The following is a 22,747-nucleotide window of genomic DNA, read 5'->3' as shown; positions in this document are numbered from 1 at the left end:
TTACGGCTTTCGATGGGCAAGCTGCCGTGCCGCCAGGAGAGCTGTCAGCGCGGGCAGGGCCAGCGCGGCGCGGATCATGGCCACACGCTCGGGTGTGAAATGCCCGGCGCCATCCAGCAGGTTGATCGTTGCCAGCAAGGCCCCCCGCTGACCACCGGCAGGTTCACCACCGACGCGCAGCCAAGCGAGCCGATCAGCTCAAAATCCGGGAAGACATCCGCAATCTCGTCCAGCGTGTTGGCGACAAACACCTCATGGCGGTCATGAACGATCTGGAACCAGTCATTCTGCATCACCGGCTTGGTGCCAGAGGTCGGATAGGCCTCGGGCATGTTGCTATAGGCGCGCCGGGCCAGACCGGCCTCCATATCCACGGTCATCACCGTCCAGAGCCGGACCGGCACCAGCGCGGTGCTCAACCGGTAAAGCGCGCCGAATATCGCGTCTTCGCTGCGGGCCTGGGCCAGATCGGCGACAAAATTCCGCTGCGCGTCGCCGGTTGTCTTGGGGTCGGAATGCATATCGGGTTGGTCCTTGTCAGATCATGCGCCTTCGCTGGCCGCGTACAGCGCCCGGGCATAGGGGGTGGTAAAGGCACCGTCATGAAGCGCGTTCGCCGGGGCGATTTCGACAATCCGGCCCTTGTGCATCACCGCCATCCGCTCACACAGAAAGCTGACAACGGGCAGGTTATGGGTGACCATCAGATAGGTGAGGCCGCGTTCGCGGCGCAGGCGTTTCAGAAGGTTCAGAATTTCGGCCTGAACGCTGACATCCAGCGCGCTTGTGGGTTCATCCAGCAGCATCACCTGTGGCTCCAGCATCAGGGCGCGGGCGATGGCGACGCGCTGGCGCTGCCCGCCTGAAAGCTGATGCGGATAGCGGAACCGGAATCTGCGATCCAGCCCGACATCGGCCAGCGCCTGTTCCACTTTCGTATCCCGGTCGCCGATCCGGTGGATTGTCAGCGGTTCAGACAGAACCGCATCCACGGTCTTGCGCGGGTGAAGCGCGCCGTAAGGATCCTGAAACACCATCTGGCACTGGCGCGCCAGATCCCGGTCGGGGCGATGGCTGCGCGGGCGGCCCAGCAAACTCATTTTGCCGGTCCATTCCGGTGCCAGGCCCGAAATGGCCTTCAGCACCGTCGATTTGCCCGATCCGCTTTCGCCCACAAGGGCAAAGCTTTCGCCCCTGGCCACATCGAAGCTGACCCCTTCGACAACGCGCTGCCCGTTATAGGCGATATCAAGATTGTTGAGCGAGATCGCCGTCATGTGCCCGCCCAAGCGCTGCGATCCATCACCGGCAATTCGGCCCGGGTTTCATGCATCTGCGGCACCGCGGCAAGCAGGCCCTGCGTATAGGGGTGGCGGGCCGCATGCAGGGCGCCGGCATCACAGCTTTCCACCATGCGGCCCGCATTCATCACCACGATCCGGTCGCAATAGCGCGCCACCAGCGGCAGGTCATGGCTGATCAGGATCAGACCCATCCCATGATCTTTTACAAGATCGTCGATCAGGCGCAGAACATCCCCCTGACGCTGACATCCAGCGCGCTGGTCGGTTCATCCGCGATCAAAAGGCCGGGGCGCGGGATCAGCATCATTGCAATCATCACCCGCTGGCCCATGCCGCCTGAAACCTCATGGGGGTATAACCGGGCCACCCGGTCGGGGTCATCAATCCGCACCGCTTCCAGCATGTCGCGGACCCGGGCGCGGATGGCGCGGCCCGGCAGGGTCTCATGAACCCCAAGCGCCTCGGCGATCTGGGTGCCCACGGTCATCACCGGGTTCAGGGAATAACGCGGATCCTGCATGATCATCGAGATGCGCGCGCCCCGCATCCGGCGCATCCGCCGTTCCGACAGGGCCATCAGATCCGTGCCCTCGAATGTGACGCGCCCGGCGATCTGCCCGGGCGGGCGGATCAGGCGCAGAATGGCGCGCCCGGTCATGGATTTCCCCGACCCGCTTTCGCCGACGATGCCAAGCCGTTCGCGCCCCAGATCGAAAGACAGGTTATCAACCACTTTGATCCGGCCCCGGGATGTGGGGAAGCTGACCTCCAGGTTTTCAACCGAAAGCAGGGTCATGAATTGCCCGCCGATTTCGGGTCCAGCACGTCGCGCAGCCCGTCGCCGAGAAAGCAGAACCCAAGGGAGACCACGATGATCGCAAAGCCCGGCATTGTCGCGACCCACCATTGATCCAGAATGAAGCTCCGCCCGCGTGAGATCATCGCCCCCCATTCCGGCAGGGGCGGTTGCGCGCCCAGTCCCAGAAAGCCCAGACCGGCAGCGGTCAGGATGATCCCGGCCATGTCCAGGGTTACGCGGATGATCATCGACGAGGTGCAAAGCGGCAGGATGTGCTGGCCGATCAGCCGGGTGTGAGAGGCGCCGAGCAGACGGGTGGCGGCCACGAATTCCGAATTCCGCAGGGTCAGTGTTTCGGCCCGGGCGATGCGCGCATAGGCGGGCCAGGTGGTGATTGCGATGGCGATGATCGCATTCTCGATCCCCGGGCCAAGGGCGGCGGCAAAGGCCAGCGCCAGAATCAGTTTCGGCATCGACAGGAAGACATCGGTAAGCCCCATCAGCACCCGGTCCGTCCAGCCGCCGAAATAGCCCGAGACCGCGCCGATGATCAGGCCAAGAGGGGCCGAGATCACCGCCACCAGCCCGACAATCAACAGGGTGATCCGCGCGCCATAGACAACGCGGGAAAAGATGTCGCGGCCCAGTTCATCAGTGCCCATCCAATGGGCGCCGGAAGGCGGCAGAAGACGGTTGGACAGATCCTGACCCACCGGGCTTTCCGGCGCGATCCAGGGGGCGAAACCGGCTGTCAGGATCAGGATCAGGATGATCAGACCGCCCAGCACCGCCAGCGGGTTGCGCATCAGGTTTGCGGCCATGCGATAGGCCCGCCCGGCGGCGGCCTGACCGCGCGAGGCGGGGCTGTCATCCAGCAACCAGGCCCGCATCTATCGGCTCCTCGGGTCAAGCAGACGATACAGCACGTCAGAGATTTTGTTGATCACGATGAACACCGAGCCGATGACAAGTGTCGCGCCCAGAACCGCATTCATATCGGCATTGAACAGGGCGGTGGTCAGGTAATTGCCGATGCCGGGCCAGGAAAAGACGGTTTCGATCATCACCGACCCTTCCAGCAGGCCCGCATAAGACAGGCCGATAACGGTGATCAGCGGCACCCGTATCGCGCCAAAGGCATGGACCCAGATCACCCGCCATTCCGGCACGCCCTTGACCCGCGCGGTTGTCACATATTCCTGGCTCAACTGGTCCAGCATGAATGAGCGGGTCATCCGTGCGATATAGGCCAGGCTGAAGACCCCCAGGATCGTGGCGGGCAGCACCAGATGCGACAGGGCGCTTTGCAGCACATCCCAGTCACCGGCAAGAATGCTGTCAACCACCAGCAGGCCGGTCACCGTGGGCACCAGCCCGTCATAGAAAATATCAACCCGGCCGGGCCCCGAGACCCAGCCAAGCCCGGCATAGAAAACCGCCAGCCCGACCAGCCCCAGCCAGAAGGCGGGTACGGAATAACCCAGCAGGGCAAACACCCGGATCACCTGATCAATCCACCGGCCCTGATGGGACGCGGCCAGAACACCGGCGGGGATGCCCAGCCCGACCCCGATCAGAATGCCAAGCGAGGCCATTTCAAGCGTTGCGGGAAAGACCCGGGCCAGATCCTCGGCCACGGGCCGGTTGGTGGAGATCGAGAGGCCCAGATCGCCTTTGAGCACATCCAGCACATAGCTGGCGAATTGCACGATCATCGGGCGGTCCAGCCCCATGGCCACGCGCGCGGCCTCATATTGCGCATTGGTGGCGCGATCCCCGACCACGGCCAGCACCGGGTCAATCGGGACCACGCGGCCGATGAAAAAGGTCAGGGCCAGAAGCCCCAGAAAGGTCAGCGCCACCACAAGGCCAAACCGCGCGATGGCGGCCAGCGGGCCGAGAATGGCGATCTGTCCTGTCTCATGTGCAATCATCGGGCAGGGCGCCTTTCGGGCGGGCAAAATCACAATGGGCAAGAGGTGGGGTGCCATATTTCGCTTGGTTTTGGCAAATAGTTTTGTTTAGATCAAAAAAATTATGATGGACCGGAGACAGACCATGGCCCGTCCAAAGCCAAAGAGCGATCCTAACCTGGGCGCCTTGATCCGCAAACGGCGCAAGCAGCTTGATCTGACCCTGCAGGCGCTTTGCGACAAGGCAGGCCTGTCGGTGGGCTATCTCAGCCAGGTGGAACGCAATCACGCCACCCCGTCGCTTGGCACCCTGGCGCAGATCGCCCGGGGGCTGGATGTGGGGCTGGAATATTTCATCGCCGCCTCGAAACCGGCTGACAGCCTGACCCGCGCCGGTGCCCGCCCGCAATTCGCGATTGACGGGTCGTCTATCGTCTATGAATCCCTCGGCGCCGAATTTCCGGGCGCTGAATTGTCCTGCTACATCCTGCATGTGCCACCCGGCTATGCATCCGAGATTGTCAGCCATGAGGGGGAGGAGATTATCTTCATCCTCGATGGCGAGATCACCCAGATGCTCGATGGCCAGCACTTCATTCTGCAAAAAGGGGACAGCCTGCACTACAGCGGCTCAACCCCCCATTCCTGGTCGAACCAGACCGACACCACCGCCTGCCTGCTCTGGACCGGCACCCTGTCGGTGCTTCAGCGCAAAGGGGCGGTACGACTGCCTGAAATGACGCCTGCGAATACCAATGGCTGATAAAGATAACGGAGGTTACCCCAAATGAAACTGCTGAAACCCGCCCTGTTGGCGGCGGTTATGGCGCTGCCGCTGGCAACACCGGCCGCCTATGCCGAAACCCCGCCCGAATTGCTGGTCGTGGCCCAGAATATCGACGACATCGTCGCGATTGACCCGGCCCAGGCCTATGAATTCACCTCAGGCGAACTGGTGACAAACACCTATGACCGGCTGGTGCAATATGATGCCGAGGATACCACGGTGCTGGCGCCCGGTCTGGCCACCGCCTGGGAGATCGATGCAGAGGCCAAGACCATCCTCTTCACCCTGCGCGATGGTGTGACCTTCCAGTCCGGCAACCCGTTGCGTGCAGAGGATGTGGTGTTTTCCTTCGCCCGTGTGGTCGATCTGAACCTGACGCCCGCCTTTATCCTGACCCAGCTTGGCTGGACGCCCGAAAACGTGCGCGAGATGGTGACGGCCGAGGGCAACACGGTCACCGTGCGCTATGACGGGGATTTCAGCCCCGCCTTCGTGATGAATGTCCTGGCCGCACGGCCGGCCTCTGTCGTCGATGAACTGACGGTGATGGAACATGAGATGGATGGCGATATGGGCAATGCCTGGCTGAACGCCAATACCGCCGGCAGCGGCCCGTTCTCTCTGGCGGCGTTCCGCCCGGCAGAGCTGATCCGCATGGATGCGAACCCGGATTACTTCAATGGCGGCCCGGCGATTGAAGGTGTGATCATCCGCCATGTGGCCGAGGCCGCGACGCAGCAATTGCTGCTGGAATCCGGCGATGTGGATATCGCGCGGAACCTGACACCGGATCAGATCGCCTCGCTTGACGGGGATGGTGTCCGGGTCGAAACCTTCCCCCAGGCGGCGGTGCATTTCCTGTCTTTCAATCAGGCCGTCGACAGCCTGACACCGCCCGCCTTCTGGGAAGCGGCGCGCTATCTGGTGGATTATGAAGGCATGACCAGCTCGATCATCGCCGGTCAGATGGAGGTGCATCAGGCGTTCTGGCCCGAGGGGTTCCCCGGTGCGCTGACCGATACGCCCTATACCTACGATCCTGAACGCGCCCGCGAAATTCTGGAAGAGGCCGGTGTGGAACTGCCGATCACCGTCACCCTTGAGGTGATCAATGCAGCCCCGTTCACCGATATGGCACAGTCGATCCAGGCCAGTTTTGCCGAAGCCGGGATCAATTTTGAAATCCTGCCCGGGACGGGAAGCCAGGTCATCACCAAATATCGTGAGCGGAGCCATGAGGCGATGCTGCTTTACTGGGGCCCGGACTTCATGGATCCGCATTCAAATGCAAAGGCGTTTGCCTATAATTCGAACAATGATCAGGATGCCTATGCCGCGACCACGACCTGGCGCAATTCCTGGGCGGTGCCGGAGGAGATGAACGAGATGACAATCGCCGCCCTGGTCGAACCGGACCCGGCCGCGCGCGAAGAGATCTATCTGGATCTGCAACGCCGGGTGCAGGAAAGCTCCCCCATCGTGATCATGTTCCAGGCGTCTTATCAGGTGGCGATGTCTGACGCGGTTTCGGGCTATGTGAATGGCGCGACATCGGATTTCGTCTTCTACCGTCTTGTGGAAAAAAGCTGATCTTTCCAGGGATCGCCGGCCTTTCGGGGCCGGCGATCCACCATTCTGTGGAGCCGTTTGATGACCCTCTACCAAGACCGTATGACCCGGCTGCGCGCCCGGATGGCCGAAACCGACACCGATCTGGTGGCCCTTGGCCCGACCAGCCATATGCGCTGGCTTTCGGGCGCCGACCCCCATGGAGATGAACGCCCGGTGATGCTGCTGGTCAGTCAGGCCCATGCAGGGTTTCTGATGCCCGCGCTGAATGCGAATTCCGTGCGGCAGATGACTGATCTGCCGTTTGAAACCTGGAGCGATGATGCCGGGCCGCATGCGGCGCTGGCGCAATTGCTGACCCTTTGCGATATGGGCGGCGCGGGCCGGTCGGTGGTGCTTGACGAAGCCATGCGCGCCGATTTCGCCCTGTTGTTGCTTGAGGCGATGACCGCCCCCGAGCACAGGTTTTCCGGTGACACGATCGGCCATCTGAGGGCGATCAAGGATGCCTCGGAGATATCCGCCCTGCGCGCCTCTGCCCTCATCAATGATGCGGCGATGCGTGCGGGGTTTGCTGCGCTTGCCCCGGGCATCACTGAACGCGATGTGGCCCGGGTGATCCGCGATCACTACAAGGCCCATGGCGCGGTAACAGAATTCACGATTGTGGGGTTCGGCGCGAATGGCGCCTTTCCGCATCATCACACCGGGGGCACCAAACTGGTTGAGGGCATGGCGGTGCTGATCGACACCGGCTGCCGCATCGGGGGTTATCCAAGCGATATGACCCGCTGCGGCTGGTTCGGGGCCGCGCCCGATGCGGAATTCCGCAAGGTTGCGGCGGTGGTGGAACAGGCGGTTTCCGCCGCGCTTGATGCGGCCCGCCCCGGCGTTCGGGCCCGTGACGTGGATGCCGCCGCACGCGGCGTGATCGAGGCCGCGGGCTATGGCCCGTATTTCGTGCATCGCACGGGCCACGGGCTTGGGATCGACGTGCATGAGCCGCCATATATCACCGCCACAGCCGAAACCGTGTTGCAGGAGGGCAATGTCTTCTCGATCGAGCCGGGGATTTACCTGCCCGGACGGTTCGGCATACGGCTGGAGGATATCGTGACCGTAACAGCGGAGGGCGCACAGGTCCTGTCTGAACTGTCGCGGGATATCTGGACCCCGGGACTGAACGCCTAAAGCGTTTCGACTTACTGTTGAAACGCCTTTCGCTGTCTTTCGTTTTTCGCTCAAACGCGAAAGCGGTTACACTGTCTCAATTTAAAGGCGCTCAATTCGCGGCGCTGCGCAGTTCTTCGGTCAATTGCACCATTGTGTCATAGGGCAGGTAGCCGCGCAGCAACTGATCGCCCATCACAAAGCTTGGCGTGCCGCTGATCTGCAAGCGCTGTCCCAACGCATAATTCGCCTCAAGCACCGCGTCGATCCCGGGGTCATCCATCCCCGCAAGGATCGCGTCACCGTCAAACCCAAGCCCATCCGCCAGCCGGATCAGGCTGTCTTCGGTCACATCCGCACGCATCACCATCAGCGCATCATGGATATCCTTATAGCTCTCATCCCCTTCCAGAATCCGGGCCGAAAGCGCAAAACGTGCGGCCAGCACGGATTGCGCGCCCAGAATTGGGAATTCCACGATCACCAACCGGATATTCCCGTCGGCTTCGATCAGCTGTTCCACCTCGGGGAAGGCGCGGCGGCAATAGCCGCAGCGATAATCCAGAAACTCGACCAGCACGATATCGCCATCCGGGTTGCCGCCCTCCCAGGCGGTGGTGGAGTTGAACAGCAGATCTGCATTGGCGGCCACAAGATCCATGTCGCGGGCAGCCTCGCTTTGGGCCTGGCGCTGTTCCAGAACTGCGATGGCCTCCATCAGAACTTCCGGGTTTTCCAGCAGATAGCTGCGTATCTCGGCGCGGAACGCCGCGCGTTCCCCATCGGTCAACGCGTCCAGATCAATGGCAAATGACGGAACGGCCCAGATCAGGGTCAGTCCGGCCAGGGCAGCGATCAACAGCGATTTCATCGGCGGTTTCTCCGGCTTTGGGCGATTTCGGCCACCCGTAACACATCTTGCGCGCGAAGCCACCCGCCTGATCCGTTGGGCAGTAATCCGCTGGCCCGGGTGGCCTGTATCTCTGCATCCTCCATCCGCCCGATAATCGCATAGCGTTCGGCTGTGACGACCGAGGCCATGCCATTATTGCCGCCCCGCGCATAGGCCAGCGCCAGATCGCGCAACATCCGCGGGTCAAACGGGTCGCGGGCATAGGCGCGTTCCAGCACCGTGCGGGCCTGGGCATTGCCCGAAGACGTGTCGGCGGCCAGCAATGCGCGGCCATGACCCGCCAGGATCAGCGCCTCACGCGGGGCCAGCTGGGCGGCACGGGCATAGGCGCGTACGGCTTGCGGGAAATTGCGGGATTCATAAAGTATCTGCCCCTGAAGTTCCTGATAATAGGGATCATTCGGGCGCATCTGAAGCAACCGCCCGACCTCGGAAATGGCCCGGCTGGCATCGGCGCCCTGATGATAGGCAATGGCGCGGGTCAGGGTTGCGATCTCGCCCTCATCCCTGCGGCCGACCCGGCGCAGGGTCTGGGCTGGATTGTTCAGAAATCCGCTGAGCTTGGCGTTGATCCGGGCAAACCAATAGCGGGCCTCGGGCGTGCTTTCAGCCCCTTCTGCCGTGCCGGACCGGCCATTCACGAAGGCCTGAACATTGCGCAGACGGGTGCGCGTCAACGGGTGCGTGCGCATATACGGGTCCTGCCGCCCGGTTGAAAGCGCCTCTTGTCCGCGAAAAAGATCCAGCACGCTCAGCATCGCGGCCGGATCAATACCGGCCTGCACCATATAGCGCAGACCGGCTTGATCGGCGCTGGTTTCCTCGGCGCGAGTATGGGCCAGAAACACCCGGACCGCAGAGGAATTCGTGCCAATTGCGATGCCTGCGCCCAGTTCCCCATTGCCCGAGGCCGAGCCCGCCGCGACCGCCAGCAACAGGCCCAGTGCGGCCGCGCTGCGGGCGCTGCGGGCATTGGCCGGTCTGCGCGACAGATGGCCATTGGCGATATGGGCCGCTTCATGGGCCAGTACGGCCTGCAGTTCGGCGGGGTCCTCCATCCGCATCAGCAGACCGGAATGAATGAAGATATGGCGGGCATCGGCGACAAACGCGTTTAAGGAGCGGTCGTTGATGATAATGATCCGGGTTGAGGCAGGCAGGCCCGCGGCGCGCAGAACCGGCGCGGCCAGTTCCCTGAGGCCCCGTTCAATCTCGGCATCGCGGATGATCGACTGCGCCTCTGCCGCCCAGCCAACAAGCATCAGCAGGCAACTGGCCATAAACGTCCTCAGGGCAGGGGCGCGGGGCATTGACGTCTCCCATCGGGGCTGCTTCAACCGCGCCATAGTACGGAGGCTTTCATGCGACATTCAAGCCGGGCCGAGGTGGATCCGTTCATTGTGATGGATGTGCTGGATGCCGCGCGCGCCGCCGAAGAGGCCGGGCGCCACATCATCCATATGGAAATCGGCCAGCCCGGCACCGGGGCCCCGCTGTCGGCCCGCCAGCGTCTGACCGATGAAATGGCGGCGGGCCCTCTGGGCTATACGGTGGCCCTTGGCCGCCCCGATCTGCGGGCGGGGATCGCGGCGCTTTATGGCGAATGGTACGGGCTGGATCTGGACCCGGCGCGGGTGGTGGTGACCGCCGGTGCGTCCGGTGCATTTCTGCTGGCCTTCTCGGCCCTGTTTGATGCGGGTGAGAATGTTGCACTGGGGGAGCCATGTTATCCCTCCTACCGGCAGATCTTGCGCGCGCTCAGCCTGACGCCTGTGGGTCTGCCCACCAGTCTGGACAGCCGGTATCAGCCGCTGCCATCACAACTGACCCCTGATCTGTCCGGGCTGATTGTGGCCTCCCCCGCCAACCCGACCGGGACAATGCTGGATCACGGCGGATTGCAGGCCCTGATCGACGCCTGTGCCGATAAGGGGATCGCGCTGGTTTCAGACGAGATCTATCACCGGCTGGATTATGAGCACCGGGCGGTGTCGGCCCTTGAGATCAGCGATGATGTCTATGTGGTGAACTCGTTTTCCAAATATTTCTCGATGACCGGCTGGCGTCTGGGCTGGATGGTGGTGCCGACAGATCACGTGCGTCTGGTGGAGCGTCTGGCGCAGAACATGTTTATCTGCCCGCCCCATGCGGCGCAGGTGGCCGCCCTGGGCGCGTTGAGCGCTGATGGCCGCGCGGAGCTGGACAGTCACCGCGTGGTTTACACGGCCAATCGGGCGCTGATGCTGGCCGGGCTGGCAGAGGCGGGGTTTGACCGGCTGGCCCCGGCGGATGGGGCGTTTTATGTCTATGCGGATGTCTCTGACCTGACCTCTGACAGCCGGGCATTCTGTGCAGAGATACTGGAACAGGCCGGGGTGGCGGTCACCCCGGGGCTGGATTTCGACCCAAATCGCGGGGCGGGCACGATCCGGTTTTCCTATGCCAGCGCGGCGGCGGATATCAGGGAGGGGTTGGCGCGGTTGCAGGCGTTCATGCGCGATTATCTGAGGCGGGTGGAATAACCTGCCGCGAAAGATTTCGGCCTGAAACCTGAATCACCTCCACACCACCCTTCCGCCCGGCGGCACCGCCGGGCAGCGCCCGCACCGACCCCCAGGGGCGGGCGCTTCTCGCCCACCCCTCGGTTCGGGCGATGCCCTCTGCGCAATGCATGTGTGATGCAGAATTAAACGATTTCGCTACAGCATGCTGCCTTAAACCTGAGACATCACGCATCACAAATGTCCCGGGAACGCGAAGCGTGGCAGGGTATTTGTGATTCAAGTTTAAGGCAGGGTGCTTTAGGGTCAGGATTTGGCGCAATAACCTGCCGCGAAACAGATGTGTGAACAGCCGTCAGCCACGGGGTTGGGCAGGCGCGGTGTCTCTGTTACTCTGGGTGCAAATCCTTTCGGCGGAAGACCGATGATCCGAGCAGTTCTGACCTTTCTGATGATTTTGCTGACCCTGCCTGCCGCCGCGCAGGAGTTTCGCGCTCTGGCCCGGGTGATCCCCGAGGGCAGTGCGTTGCGCGATGCGCCGGGTGGCGGTGCTGATCTGGTGCTGGCGCTTAGCCAGGCGGTGCCGTTCCGGGTGTTCACCCTGGATGATCCGGCCCGTGTGGTGGTGGATTTCCGCGAGGTTGCCTGGGACGGAATGACCTCCGATTTCGACACTGCCGGGCCTGTCGAGGCGGTTCAGACCGGTGGCGCGCTTCAGGCCGGGTGGTCGCGGATGGTGTTGCGTCTGGCCTTGCCCTTGAAAGTGACCGAGGCCGCGATGGAAACAGACCCGACAGACGGGACCGCAATTGTGCATCTGCGCATGGAACCTGTCAGTCAGGAGGTGTTCGCGGGCACAGCCGGTGCGCCCCCGGGGGTGACAACCCTGGTTACGCCGGGTCTGGTTGCGCCGGGGCCGGAACATAGCCAGATACCCCGGCAGGACGGGGGGCAAAGGCTGATCGTGGTGCTGGATCCCGGCCATGGCGGTGTTGATCCGGGCGCGCAGCGGGGGGGCCATGACGAAGCTGATCTGGTGCTGATCTTCGCCCGGGAGCTGCGCGAGATGCTGGTGCGCACCGGCCGGTTTGAGGTGATCCTGACCCGCGAAAGCGACAGTTTCGTGCCGCTGCCCACACGGGTGTCGATTGCCCGGGCGGCGCGGGCCGATCTGTTCATCTCGCTTCATGCGGATGCCCTTGCCGAGGGGCGGGCGACCGGGGCAACCGTCTATACCCTGTCGGATACCGCGTCTGATGCGGCCTCGGCCGCGCTGGCGGAACATCATGATCGTGCCGATCTGCTGGCCGGTATCGACCTTACCGGCAGTGATGATGTGGTGGCCGGTGTGCTGATGGATCTGGCCCGGCTGGACACCGACCCGCGATCCGAGGCGCTGGCCGATGCGCTGGTGGCGGGGATATCGGCAGGCGGCGGAGGCATGCATTCGCACCCGCATTCCGAGGCCGGATTCTCGGTCCTGAAAGCGGCAGATATTCCTTCGGTTCTGGTGGAACTGGGATTTATGTCCGAGCCAAGCGATCTGGCCAACCTGCTGGACCCGGAATGGCGCGCGGCGGTTCAGGCGGGGATACGCGATGCGATTCTGGGCTGGGCGGCAGGGGATGCGGCGGCGGCGGCCTTGCGGCGGCAATAATGCCGATCCGGTCAGGCCCTGCCTGTTTTGATTTAAAGCACCCTGCCTGAAACTTGAATCACAAATGCCCTGCCACGCTTCGCGTTCCCAGGGTATTTGTGATGAGCGATGTCTCAGGTTTAAGGCAGGGTACTCTAGATTAAATGATTTCTGCTCTATATCGCCCTCCCGCCCGGCGGCACCGCCGGGCAGCGCCCACCCCTCGGCTCAGACGATGCCCTCAGCGATATATCGAAAACGCGTTCGAACCAAAGGTAAGAGACCGGCATGACAGACCCTCGAAGCCCCGCGTTTGCCAACCGCTTTTCCATCTTCATGGTCGCTGGTCAGTATCCGTCGCGCCCGGGCCTCTGACAGGCTGGGCCGGAAATGGCAGATCATGACGCGGATTTGTGATTGCGGAAAGGTGCAGTGACTTTTGACCCCGCCCGCGCGGCCCCGTATAAGCAGGCATTGGTTGGCGATACAGGTTCGATATGATCCGATTCATTCTTGGCATTTTTGGCGCGATTTTCAGCTGGCTGACCATCGGGCTGGTGTTTGCCGCGCTTTCCATCGGGGCGGTACTCTACATGTATAGCCGCGACCTGCCGGATTATGAAACGCTGGCCCAATACACCCCCGCCACGATCAGCCGGATCTATTCCGCCGAGGGGGATATCGTCGATGAGTTTGCCCGGGAGCGGCGCCTGTTCGTTGCGGCCGAGGATATTCCCGATCTGGTGGCCCATGCCTTTGTCAGCGCCGAAGACCGGAACTTCTATGAACATGGCGGCTATGACCCGCGTGCCATCGGCGCCGCGATTGTCGAGGCCATACGTTCCCGCGGGCGCGATGTGCGTGGTGCATCGACCATCACCCAGCAGGTGATGAAGAACTTTCTGCTGGATGGGTCGCGCACCATTGAACGCAAGGTGCAGGAGGTGATCCTGGCTGCGCGGATTGAACGGACCCTCAGCAAGGACCGGATACTGGAACTGTATCTGAACGAGATTTTCCTGGGCCAGAATTCCTATGGTGTGGCCGCTGCGGCGCAGACCTATTTCAACACCTCACTCAGCCAGTTGCGCCCGGAACAGGCGGCCTATCTGGCGGCGCTGCCGCAACGTCCGGGCCGGTTGCATCCGGTGCGGGATCATGAGGATGCAATCGACCGCCGCAATTATGTGCTGCGCGAGATGTATGAGAACGGCTATCTCACCCTGCAGGAGATGGAACTGGCACAGGCCGCGCCTCTGGAAACCGTACAGGGCGGCCAGATCGAACCGTTCCGGGCAACGGTGCCACCGCGCAACTATTTCACCGATGAGATTCGGCGGCAATTATCCGTGCAGTTCGGCGAAGAGGAGTTTTTCTCGGGCGGTTATGCCGTGCGTGCGACCATGGATGAAAGCCTGCAGGAGGTGGCGGAAACGGCGCTGCGCCGGGGGCTGGAGCGGTATGACCGGGCGCAAGGCCTGTGGCGTGAGCCGCTGGCGGTGATTGAGCCCGCGCTGCTGGAGGGCGGCGAAGAGGTCTGGCGCGCGGCATTGGCGGATGTGGAATTCCCCCGTGACATTGATGGCTGGTATCCGGCGGTGGTGCTGTCGCTGGGCGACAGCAGTGCGCGGATCGGCATCGAAGGCGTGGAAGAGGATGAGGATGGCCATTTCATCCCCGCCGCTGATGTGACCTGGGCCCGGCCCGTGGATGCGGAAGGCAACCGGGGCGGCACCGCCCGGGTGGCAGGTGATCTTCTGGATGTGGGCGATGTGATCCATGTGCGGCGCATGACCAGCGACAGCGATGGCAGCTTCATCCGCTGGACTCTCCGGCAGATCCCCGAAGTGCAGGGCGGGTTCATGGCGATGGATGTGAATACGGGCCGGGTTCTGTCGATGCAGGGCGGGTTTTCCTATCAGCATTCGGTGTTCAACCGGGCAACCCAGGCCACGCGGCAGCCCGGGTCAAGTTTCAAACCCTTTGTCTATGCTGCAGCCCTGGACAGCGGGTACAGCCCGAACACCATCGTGATTGATGCGCCGATCGAACTGGATACGGGCGCGGGCATCTGGCGGCCCACCAATGCCTCGAACCAGTTTTACGGCCCGGCGCCCCTGCGCACCGGGATCGTCCGGTCACGGAACCTGATGACCGTGCGTCTGGCGCAGGATGTGGGGATGGAAACCGTCGCGCGCTATGCCGAACGGTTTGGCGTCTATGATCAGGCAGAGCCTTATCTGGCCAATGCGCTGGGCGCGCAGGAAAGCACCCTGTTGCGCATGGTCGGGGCCTATTCGATGTTCGCCAATGGCGGGGAACGGGTGGAGCCGACCCTGGTCGACCGGGTGCAGGACCGGTTCGGCGGCACCGTTTATCGCCATGATCAGCGGTTATGCCCGGATTGTGAACTTGCCTCGCTGGAGCCGGGAGTGGCACCCCGGATCGTGTCAAACCGCGAGCGGGTGATTGACCCGATCACCGCCTATCAGTTGACCTCGATGATGCGCGGCGTTGTCGAACGGGGCACGGCCTCATCCTCGGTGAACCTTCCGGTGCCGATCGCCGGCAAGACCGGAACCACCAATGATGCGCGCGATGTCTGGTTCGTGGGCTTTTCGTCAAATATCGCGGCGGGCTGTTATATCGGCTATGATCAGCCGCGTCCGCTGGGGCGGGGCGCCTCCGGCGGCGCGATGTGCGGGCCGGTGTTCAATGAATTCATGCAGGCCGCGATCGAGGAATATGGCGGCGGCCCGTTCCGGGTGCCCGAGGGCGGCGTGTTCTATAATATCGACCGGTTCTCGGGCCAGCGCCTGCCCGATGATGCCCGTGGCGATCATGTGGTGGCCGAACTGTTCCGCCAGGGGGAGGACCCGGTCTATGGGTTGCTTGCCGTGGTCGATGGCGGGTTTGCCATGGGATCGAACCTGCCAATATTCGCGCGCGGCGAAAATGATGGCACCGGGGGCAATGACCCGACCGGGCAGACCGTGACCACCTCGACCGGTGATACCGCAAGGGTGCCGACCGGAACGGGGTTTGGCACGCTCAGCTCCGGCGGGTTGTATTGAGGGTTTCGGGTCTGGTCTGATCCGAAACCTCCGGGCCGTGCCCATTGGTCTATCGCGGCGGGCCTGCGAGATGTTTTACATGAAAAGCAAACCGTTATAGATCAGTCTGACAGAGGCAAGATCATTCACAAGGCAGGCTGACCCATGCGGGCCGAAACCCAATCCCATATCGAAAAAGTGCAGAAATCTCTGGACCTTCTGGGCCAGCGCCTGGGGTTGGAGACAGCCCAGCACCGGTTGGAGGAATTCAATGCCCGTGTTGAGGACCCGGATCTGTGGAATGATCAGGCAGCAGCCCAGAAGCTGATGCGCGACCGGCAGGTGCTGGTCGACAAGATCGGCACCTATGAGGCGATCAAAGGCGCGCTGGAAGATAATACCGGCCTGATCGAAATGGGTGAAGAGGAAGGCGATACAGAGGTTGTGGCCGAGGCCGAGGCCGCTTTGGCGGCTTTGGTCGAAGATGCGGCCGCCAAGGAGTTGGAGGCGCTTCTGGACGGGGAGGCCGATGCCAATGACACGTTTCTGGAAATCAATGCCGGGGCGGGCGGTACGGAAAGCTGCGACTGGGCGTCGATGCTGGCACGGATGTATGTGCGATGGGCCGAGAAACGCGGCTATGAGGTTGAGCTGCAATCGACCACGGCGGGGGAAGAGGCGGGCATCCGCTCGGCGGTTTACAAGGTTTCCGGGCATAACGCCTATGGCTGGCTGAAATCCGAAAGCGGGGTGCACCGGCTGGTGCGGATTTCGCCCTATGACAGCGCGGCGCGGCGGCACACCTCGTTCACCTCGGTCTGGGTCTATCCGGTGGTGGATGACAATATCGAGATCGAGGTGAACCCGTCCGAGATCAGGCTGGATACCTACCGGTCCTCGGGCGCGGGCGGGCAGCATGTGAACACGACGGATTCGGCGGTGCGGATCACCCATATCCCGACCGGGATCGTGGTGACATCTTCGGAAAAATCCCAGCATCAGAACCGGGATATCGCGATGAAAGCCCTGAAATCCCGGCTTTATCAGATGGAGCTGGACCGGCGGAATGCGGCGATCAACGAGGCCCATGAAAGCAAGGGGGATGCGGGCTGGGGCAATCAGATCCGGTCTTACGTGTTGCAGCCCTATCAGATGGTGAAGGATTTGCGGACCGGGTTTGAAACCTCGGACACATCCGGCGTTCTGGATGGCGATCTGGACGGGCTGATGGCCGCGACGCTGGCGATGGATGTATCGGGCAAAAGCCGGGCCGAGGCGCAGGCCGAGGGGTAAGCGCGCCGCCTCGCGCCCCCCGGCCCGGGCGGGGAGCCCTCGGGCGGCACGCGTTGCCACGGGCATGTGGGGCCTGCGCCGGTTTGATTGGCGGGGTATGGGTATCTGGCAAAGCGCTGATGCCTCCGGCGGGCGTATTTGCGACAAGAAGAAGGGGCGGGGCCGGGAAGAAGGGGCGGGTCGGGTGCGCCCGGATCGCCCGGGCGAGACGGGCGGCTTTCGATTCAAATCAGGTGTGAAACGCTTGTCTTATGACTTTGCCCGTCTCCATGCGAAGATGGAGCCTCTGCCCGACACGCCATTTATGGCGGGCAGAGGCGGTGTGTGGATCGGGACACGCTTGGTCGTAGTGGACCGTTCTAAAGTGCGATCGCACACCGTCTTCTCATGAGGCCTGAACCACTGACCGGCAGGGTATTTGCGCAGCAAATGTCCCGAGAGGTGGATACCCGGGATTGCCGTCCCGGATGACAAGCATAGGACATGACGAAGATGAGCGACGATAGCATTGGCATAGACATTTCCAAAGACAAACTCGACTGCCACCGATTGAGCGACGGAGCTTTCGCGCAGTTCCCCAACACCAAACCTGGGTTCCAGAAGCTCCGCCGCTGGATTGGGCCAGACCTGCCAGCTCGCGTGGTCTATGAGCCAACTGGCCCATATCACGGCGCGTTCGAGGCCGCGCTGGCCGACCACCTTCCACTGGTCAAAGTGAACCCAAAGCACGCGCGCCGCTTTGCGGAAAGCAAAGGACAGCTGGCCAAGACGGATCGTGCTGATGCGCGTGTTCTGGCGCAGATGGGCGCGGCGCATGCGCTGGAACCAGACGCGCCCGTCGCCAAGGACCGTCCTATTCTCAGAGAGTTACAGGCTGCACGCGCCGCGCTGATCAAAGACAAGGTACGCCTTCAAAACCAACTGGATCGGCAGCAACAGAGGCTGACGCAAAAGCTGACCCGCCGCCGGCTGCGCCAGGTGGTCGATGATATTGCTGAACTTGATCAAGCAATCCGGGCGCAATTGGAAACCTGCCCAGCCCGCAAACGTGCGCTTCGCCTGATCCAGAGCATCAAGGGCATCGGCGCGGTCGCCGCCACGACGATCCTGATCGAGATGCCTGAGATCGGCAGCCTGAGAAAGAAGGCCGTCGCGTCACTGGCGGGGATCGCCCCGATCACAAGACAATCCGGCCGATGGCGCGGGCAGTCCTTCATTCAGGGCGGCCGGAAACCTTTACGCGATGCGCTCTACCTGCCTGCCATCGTCGCAACCCAATACAACCCAGATCTCAAGGCGCAATACCAACGCATGAAAGCCGCTGGCAAACCCTCGAAAGTCGCCATCACAGCTATCATGCGCAAGCTCCTCATCCTCGCAAACACACTCGTCAAAGAAGACAGAGAATGGGAAGAAATCAGAGCTTGATCAAAAGGGATACTATAGGCTTTGCCGCAGGGAGGATCAGGGATGGATGATATCAGCCCGCCACAACCTGCGTCGAAAGTGCCCCGGGTCAACCGGTTGGGTCCGGGGGATCTGGCCTACAGCATGCTGCCTTAAACCTGAGACATCGCGCATCACAAATGTCCCGGGAACGCGAAGCGTGGCAGGGTGTTTGTGATTCAAGTTTCAGGCAGGGTGCTTTATGCGCTGAAGCAGGGGCTGCGCGACTATCTTCGGGCGCCGTTCATGGGGCTGTTTTTTGCCCATATCTATGTGGTGGGCGGCTGGCTGATCTATCTGTTTCTCTTCGTGACCGATCAGATCTGGTATGCGATCCCGATCACCCTTGGCTTTCCGCTGCTCGGGCCGTTTCTGGCGGTGGGGTTGTATAAGGTCTCCCGCCGGCTGGAGATTGGCGAGGGCTGGCGGCGCAATGATATTTTCGGGGTGATCTGGCGGCAGAAAGACCGGCAATTGCCGTCGATATCCTGGGTGATCATCGTATATTTTCTGTTCTGGTCCTTCTTTGCGCATATGTTGTTCGCGCTGTTTCTGGGGCCTTCGGCGCTGACCAATGTCACATCCTCCTATGCCTATCTGCTGGCGCCCGAGGGGCTGTTGATGCTGTTTGTGGGCACACTGGCAGGCGCGGGTTTTGCCCTGGTGCTGTTTTCGCTGACGGTGATTGCGCTGCCGCTTTTGCTGGACAAGGAGTTGGATTTCGTGACCGCGATGCTGACCAGTTTTGCGGTGGTGCGGCGGAACCCGGGCGTGATGATATTTTGGGGGCTGATCATCGCCGGGCTGACCTTTCTTGGGATGCTGCCCTTTCTGCTGGGGCTGTTTCTGGTGTTGCCGGTTCTGGGGCATGCCTCCTGGCATATCTATCGCCGGGCGCTGACCCCGCTGGATTGATCCGGTTTGCGGATGAAAGCCCAGGCAAGCGCGGCACCACCCGCGCTGAGCGCGGCGGTGACCCAGCACAGGCTGGCGAAGGCCGCGTTCATTGCCGCCCCATGGCCTTGCGTATCCGAAAGTGCGCCGAAACTGTCGCTGCCGCCATGGCTGGCATAAAGTGATCCGGCCAGCGTGCCCATCACCGCAACCGCGACCAGCCCGGCGACCCGGCTGACCGCATTGTTGATGCCTGATGCGGTGCCGGACCGGGTTTCGGGGGCGCCGCCCATGATCGCCGTGGAAAGGGGGGCCACAACCAGCGCCATGCCCAGGCCCATCAATGCGGTGCAGGGCAGGGTGCGGTTCCAGAAATCCTGCAATTGAGTGGTGAGGGCAAGGCCGATGAAGGCCAGCGCGATCAGCCCGCTGCCAAGGGCAATCAGCGGGCCGGGACCGTAGGTATCTGCCCATTTGCCCGCCCTTGTGGACAGAAGCGGAATGAAGACCGACAGCGGCGCGAAGGCGGCGGCTGCGGTGATCTCGGGCAGGCCCCATCCGGCGATGAGCGTCATCGGCAGGAAGAACAGCACCGTCGAGATGGCGAAATAGACCAGCAGCGTCACCGCATTTGCGGCGGCGAAACCGGCATTGCGGAACAGATCAAGCGGGATCATCGGCTGGCGGCTGCGCGCCTCGGTTGCCAGAAAGGCGATGAAGAGCATTCCACCTGCGAGCGCCGGGGCCCAATTGACGGCATGGCCTTCGGTGGCACCAGTGAGGCCCAGGGCGATGAGGCCAAGCGCGCCGGTGATCAGCGCCGCACCCGGCAGGTCCAGCGGGTGATCGGGGCGGGCGAGGTCTGCGGTGACCCGGCTCAGGATCATCCAGAGCGCCAGACCCCCCAAGGGCAGGTTGATCGCAAACAGCAGCCGCCAGGTTTCGGGCCCGCCAAAGCTGAGCGCGAGCCCGCCGAGGATGGGCCCAAGGGCGGTTGTCAGCGCCGAGGCTGCGGCCCATATGCCGATGGCACGGCCCCGCTCCTCAGCCGGATAGGCCCGGGCGATCAGGGCCAGGCTGCCCGGGGTCATGATTGCGGCACCGATGCCCTGAACGATGCGGGCGGCAATCAGGGTTTCGGGTGTCGGTGCGATGGCGCAGGCCAGCGAGGCAAGGACAAACCCGGCAATGCCGATGGCGAAGACCCGGGCCAGCCCGTACCTGTCCCCCACCGCGCCGCCCAGAAGGATCAGGGCCGAAAGCGGCAGCAGATAACCATTATTGATCCACTGGGCCTGAACCAGCGTGGCCTCCAGCCCGTCGCGCATGGCGGGCAGGGCGATGGCCACAAGGGTGCCGTCGATAAAGCCAAGGGCCGAGGCCAGAATCGCCGCGATCAGAATGAACCGCCTTGCCCCGGGCGCGCAAAAGCCGGACGCGTGGCCCGGCTTTTGTTTTGGGTCCCTTGCCGTTTCGGGCGCGGGTTTTATCGCCAAGGATCAGGCTTTGCCGTCTGCGGCAGTCTGGGCTTTGGGCATGGCTGCCGCCGGGGCAGGGGCAGCCGCAGCAGGTTTGGTGACCGGTGCGGCCTTTTTGCCCTGCTGACCGGCGGTGGCCAGCGGGTCTTCCTGACGCTGGACCGAACCTTCGAAATGGGCGCCCGATTCGATGGCGATAGTCTTATGGATGATGTCCCCCTCGACCCGCGCGGTCGAGGTCAGACGGACCTTCAGGCCCCGGACCCGCCCGACAATGCGACCGGTGACAACCACGTCATCGGCAACAACCTCCCCCTCGATCGTGGCACTTTCGCCCACGGTCAGAAGATGGGCACGGATGTCGCCCTGCACATGGCCCTCGACCTGGATGTCGCCGGATGTGCGCAGATTGCCCACAACGGTCAGATCCGCGCTGAGCGTCGAGGCGGGCGGTTTGGCCTTGGGCGCAGAAGCGGCGGGCGCGCCAACAGGCATCGCCGGACGCTCTACCGGTGTACTGGTCACCGTGTTGGCAGCGGGGCTGCCATCTTGTTTCGGGGCGGGGTCATTGATTTTGGATTTAGAAAACATTTCTTCCTGCCGTGATAAAGTTCATCGGATCTACGGGGGTGCCGTCTTGGCGCACTTCATAGTGGACATGCGACCCGGTTACGCGGCCCGTTCTTCCCATATCACCGATCTGTTCCCCGCGCGAGACCCTTTGACCTTCGGACACCCGGATGCGCGACATATGGGCGTATCGGGTCTCGAGTCCAAAGGGATGCCGGATCTTGACCAGCAGCCCATAACCGCTCTGACGGCCAGAAAATGTGACCACGCCATCGCCTGTGGCATAAAGCGGCGTGCCGACGGGACCGGCAAAATCGCTACCGGCATGAAGTCGCTGACCGCCATGGAACGGGTCAGGGCGATAGCCAAACCCCGAAGTGTAGCGGGCAGAAGAACCGACCGGCATCGAAAAGGGCAGTTGTTCTGCGGCGAGGCGGTAGAGGTTCACCTGATCCAGGCCTTCCAGAACCTCATTGGCCCGCAGCGAGATTTCGTCGGGGGCCTGCCCGCGGGTCGACATGGTGATCGGCATCAGCGGGCCGCCCTGGCCGGAATAGCCCCGGCGGACCTGTTCGATGATCTGATCGGTGGGCATGCCCGCGCTGCGGAACATCGTATCCAGCGGTTCCAGCGACATCGCCACCGCATCCTCTATCTGGGTGAAAATACGCTCGCCGCGCTCTGCGGCCAGTTCGGCCTCGAACTCCAGCCGGTCGACCTCTGCATGGGCGACCTCCATATCCTGATGCGCGTCGTCACGTTCAACGGCGGTGTCTTCCAGCGCATCGGCCAGAAAGGCCAGCGTCAGTTCCATATCACGCTGATGGCCTGCGGCCGTCTGGATGGTGCCGGTTTCGGCCTGAATATCCGCCATAAGCTGATCGGCGCGACCCCGGGCCTCGTCCCTCTCGGTCATCGTGCGACGCAGGGTGGTCTGGATCACATCGACGGCGACTTCCATTTCGCGGCGCCGTTCCTCGGAAGCCAGCAGGCGTGACTGCATTTCCGAGACCTGATCCATGGCGATGGTGAAACGGTCCTGCGCCAGCCTGGCCTCGGAGGCACGGGCGTCGCGTTCATCCGACATGTCATTGAGCCGGATCTGATAGGTCATCTGGGCGCGCGCGACCTGTTCGCGGGCCTCGCCTGCGCTGATCGTGTCGATCAGGAAGATCGAGGTGACAATCGCGGTCCAGCCGACAAACACCGCGCCACCGGTGATCATCAGGGCCTGTGTCCCCGGGCGCAGGCGGATAAACCGCATCCCCGCGTCAGACTTCAGAAACAATCGCTGCTCAGGAAGGTGTTTTCCCAAAGCCGCGTTTAAGCGGTTCAGTAACCGTGCTATCACGTATTTAGCCCCATTATCTTCTCGGCCCGTCTCAATGCATCATCCCCTATGCGAAAGCTGGCCACCGGAA

General features: G+C 62.6%; 18 protein-coding genes and 1 pseudogene. 9 read left to right on the top strand and 10 right to left on the bottom strand.

Annotated features, from left to right (window positions below; all coding sequences use genetic code 11):
* Positions 1-74: 74 nt before the first annotated feature.
* The 5 genes and pseudogenes from E2K80_RS09915 to E2K80_RS09895 all read right to left on the bottom strand — a co-directional run bounded on the left by E2K80_RS09915 (position 75) and on the right by E2K80_RS09895 (position 4,037).
* Positions 75-521 (bottom strand): GAF domain-containing protein, encoded by a 447-nt coding sequence (locus E2K80_RS09915; RefSeq protein ID WP_338014540.1) that lies wholly within the window; start codon positions 519-521, stop codon positions 75-77.
* A gap of 21 nt (positions 522-542) precedes the next feature.
* Positions 543-1,277, bottom strand: coding sequence for an ABC transporter ATP-binding protein (locus E2K80_RS09910; protein ID WP_135374866.1), 735 nt, complete (start codon positions 1,275-1,277; stop codon positions 543-545).
* Positions 1,274-2,100, bottom strand: a pseudogene (locus tag E2K80_RS09905) (ABC transporter ATP-binding protein). Before E2K80_RS09905 ends, E2K80_RS09910 begins: the two are co-directional and overlap by 4 nt.
* On the bottom strand, positions 2,097-2,993 hold the full coding sequence (locus tag E2K80_RS09900) for an ABC transporter permease (protein WP_135374865.1): 897 nt from the start codon (positions 2,991-2,993) through the stop codon (positions 2,097-2,099). Before E2K80_RS09900 ends, E2K80_RS09905 begins: the two are co-directional and overlap by 4 nt.
* On the bottom strand, positions 2,994-4,037 hold the full coding sequence (locus tag E2K80_RS09895; RefSeq protein WP_210405363.1) for an ABC transporter permease: 1,044 nt from the start codon (positions 4,035-4,037) through the stop codon (positions 2,994-2,996). It abuts the gene before it with no gap.
* A gap of 124 nt (positions 4,038-4,161) precedes the next feature.
* Here E2K80_RS09895 and E2K80_RS09890 point away from each other — a divergent pair, with 124 nt between their 5' ends.
* Genes E2K80_RS09890 through E2K80_RS09880 form a run of 3 tightly spaced genes read left to right on the top strand, consistent with a single transcriptional unit; the run spans position 4,162 to position 7,563 of the window.
* Complete coding sequence (locus tag E2K80_RS09890; RefSeq protein ID WP_135376560.1) at positions 4,162-4,779, top strand: helix-turn-helix domain-containing protein; 618 nt, start codon at positions 4,162-4,164, stop codon at positions 4,777-4,779.
* A 24-nt stretch (positions 4,780-4,803) separates the two neighbouring features.
* Positions 4,804-6,393, top strand: coding sequence for an ABC transporter substrate-binding protein (locus E2K80_RS09885; protein ID WP_135374863.1), 1,590 nt, complete (start codon positions 4,804-4,806; stop codon positions 6,391-6,393).
* A gap of 60 nt (positions 6,394-6,453) precedes the next feature.
* Entirely contained in the window at positions 6,454-7,563 is a 1,110-nt protein-coding gene (locus E2K80_RS09880) for a M24 family metallopeptidase (protein ID WP_135374862.1), read from the top strand.
* Between the two features lie 91 nt (positions 7,564-7,654).
* On the opposite strand, the gene E2K80_RS09875 is transcribed toward E2K80_RS09880, so the two are convergent.
* Positions 7,655-8,413 (bottom strand): DsbA family protein, encoded by a 759-nt coding sequence (locus tag E2K80_RS09875; RefSeq protein ID WP_135374861.1) that lies wholly within the window; start codon positions 8,411-8,413, stop codon positions 7,655-7,657.
* Positions 8,410-9,765: a M48 family metalloprotease gene (locus E2K80_RS09870; protein WP_238475483.1), complete on the bottom strand. Its 1,356-nt coding sequence runs from the start codon at positions 9,763-9,765 to the stop codon at positions 8,410-8,412. The genes E2K80_RS09875 and E2K80_RS09870 overlap by 4 nt, the downstream gene beginning before the upstream one ends.
* A 51-nt stretch (positions 9,766-9,816) precedes the next feature.
* Between E2K80_RS09870 and E2K80_RS09865 the strand changes: the two genes are divergently transcribed.
* The 6 genes from E2K80_RS09865 (at position 9,817) to E2K80_RS09840 (ending at position 19,299) form a co-directional block, all read left to right on the top strand.
* Positions 9,817-10,977: a pyridoxal phosphate-dependent aminotransferase gene (locus tag E2K80_RS09865; RefSeq protein ID WP_135374860.1), complete on the top strand. Its 1,161-nt coding sequence runs from the start codon at positions 9,817-9,819 to the stop codon at positions 10,975-10,977.
* Between the two features lie 403 nt (positions 10,978-11,380).
* Positions 11,381-12,613, top strand: a complete 1,233-nt coding sequence (locus E2K80_RS09860) for an N-acetylmuramoyl-L-alanine amidase (protein WP_135374859.1) — start codon at positions 11,381-11,383, stop codon at positions 12,611-12,613.
* Between the two features lie 476 nt (positions 12,614-13,089).
* The gene (locus tag E2K80_RS09855; RefSeq protein WP_135374858.1) at positions 13,090-15,666 is read left to right on the top strand and encodes a penicillin-binding protein 1A; all 2,577 of its coding nucleotides are present in this window, start codon (positions 13,090-13,092) and stop codon (positions 15,664-15,666) included.
* Between the two features lie 144 nt (positions 15,667-15,810).
* Positions 15,811-16,938 (top strand): peptide chain release factor 2, encoded by a 1,128-nt coding sequence (gene prfB, locus E2K80_RS09850; protein WP_135374857.1) that lies wholly within the window; start codon positions 15,811-15,813, stop codon positions 16,936-16,938.
* Positions 16,939-17,430: 492 nt separating this feature from the next.
* Positions 17,431-18,366 (top strand): IS110 family transposase, encoded by a 936-nt coding sequence (locus E2K80_RS09845; RefSeq protein ID WP_238475482.1) that lies wholly within the window; start codon positions 17,431-17,433, stop codon positions 18,364-18,366.
* Between the two features lie 186 nt (positions 18,367-18,552).
* Positions 18,553-19,299: a DUF2189 domain-containing protein gene (locus E2K80_RS09840; protein ID WP_238475481.1), complete on the top strand. Its 747-nt coding sequence runs from the start codon at positions 18,553-18,555 to the stop codon at positions 19,297-19,299.
* Here E2K80_RS09840 and E2K80_RS09835 read toward each other — a convergent pair.
* The 3 genes from E2K80_RS09835 to E2K80_RS09825 are packed head-to-tail and all read right to left on the bottom strand — an operon-like array spanning position 19,269 to position 22,677.
* The gene (locus E2K80_RS09835; protein WP_238475480.1) at positions 19,269-20,774 is read right to left on the bottom strand and encodes an MFS transporter; all 1,506 of its coding nucleotides are present in this window, start codon (positions 20,772-20,774) and stop codon (positions 19,269-19,271) included. The genes E2K80_RS09840 and E2K80_RS09835 overlap by 31 nt on opposite strands.
* A 3-nt stretch (positions 20,775-20,777) precedes the next feature.
* Positions 20,778-21,347 (bottom strand): bactofilin family protein, encoded by a 570-nt coding sequence (locus E2K80_RS09830; RefSeq protein ID WP_135374855.1) that lies wholly within the window; start codon positions 21,345-21,347, stop codon positions 20,778-20,780.
* Entirely contained in the window at positions 21,337-22,677 is a 1,341-nt protein-coding gene (locus tag E2K80_RS09825; protein WP_135374854.1) for a M23 family metallopeptidase, read from the bottom strand. Before E2K80_RS09825 ends, E2K80_RS09830 begins: the two co-directional genes overlap by 11 nt.
* Positions 22,678-22,747: the final 70 nt, after the last annotated feature.

The organism is Rhodophyticola sp. CCM32 (assembly GCF_004751985.1).
Lineage (GTDB): Bacteria > Pseudomonadota > Alphaproteobacteria > Rhodobacterales > Rhodobacteraceae > Rhodophyticola.
Note: the sequence above shows the minus strand (reverse complement) of the source record. Positions and strands in the feature narration are given on the sequence as shown.

What these genes read in the sequence shown, in the direction of transcription:
- E2K80_RS09915 (WP_338014540.1), bottom strand. Translation starts at nt 521, where the DNA reads ATGCATTCCGACCCCAAGACAACCGGCGACGCGCAGCGGAATTTTGTC.
- E2K80_RS09910 (WP_135374866.1), bottom strand. Translation starts at nt 1,277, where the DNA reads ATGACGGCGATCTCGCTCAACAATCTTGATATCGCCTATAACGGGCAG.
- E2K80_RS09900 (WP_135374865.1), bottom strand. Translation starts at nt 2,993, where the DNA reads ATGCGGGCCTGGTTGCTGGATGACAGCCCCGCCTCGCGCGGTCAGGCC.
- E2K80_RS09895 (WP_210405363.1), bottom strand. Translation starts at nt 4,037, where the DNA reads ATGATTGCACATGAGACAGGACAGATCGCCATTCTCGGCCCGCTGGCC.
- E2K80_RS09890 (WP_135376560.1), top strand. Translation starts at nt 4,162, where the DNA reads ATGGCCCGTCCAAAGCCAAAGAGCGATCCTAACCTGGGCGCCTTGATC.
- E2K80_RS09885 (WP_135374863.1), top strand. Translation starts at nt 4,804, where the DNA reads ATGAAACTGCTGAAACCCGCCCTGTTGGCGGCGGTTATGGCGCTGCCG.
- E2K80_RS09880 (WP_135374862.1), top strand. Translation starts at nt 6,454, where the DNA reads ATGACCCTCTACCAAGACCGTATGACCCGGCTGCGCGCCCGGATGGCC.
- E2K80_RS09875 (WP_135374861.1), bottom strand. Translation starts at nt 8,413, where the DNA reads ATGAAATCGCTGTTGATCGCTGCCCTGGCCGGACTGACCCTGATCTGG.
- E2K80_RS09870 (WP_238475483.1), bottom strand. Translation starts at nt 9,765, where the DNA reads ATGCCCCGCGCCCCTGCCCTGAGGACGTTTATGGCCAGTTGCCTGCTG.
- E2K80_RS09865 (WP_135374860.1), top strand. Translation starts at nt 9,817, where the DNA reads ATGCGACATTCAAGCCGGGCCGAGGTGGATCCGTTCATTGTGATGGAT.
- E2K80_RS09860 (WP_135374859.1), top strand. Translation starts at nt 11,381, where the DNA reads ATGATCCGAGCAGTTCTGACCTTTCTGATGATTTTGCTGACCCTGCCT.
- E2K80_RS09855 (WP_135374858.1), top strand. Translation starts at nt 13,090, where the DNA reads ATGATCCGATTCATTCTTGGCATTTTTGGCGCGATTTTCAGCTGGCTG.
- prfB (WP_135374857.1), top strand. Translation starts at nt 15,811, where the DNA reads ATGCGGGCCGAAACCCAATCCCATATCGAAAAAGTGCAGAAATCTCTG.
- E2K80_RS09845 (WP_238475482.1), top strand. Translation starts at nt 17,431, where the DNA reads ATGAGCGACGATAGCATTGGCATAGACATTTCCAAAGACAAACTCGAC.
- E2K80_RS09830 (WP_135374855.1), bottom strand. Translation starts at nt 21,347, where the DNA reads ATGTTTTCTAAATCCAAAATCAATGACCCCGCCCCGAAACAAGATGGC.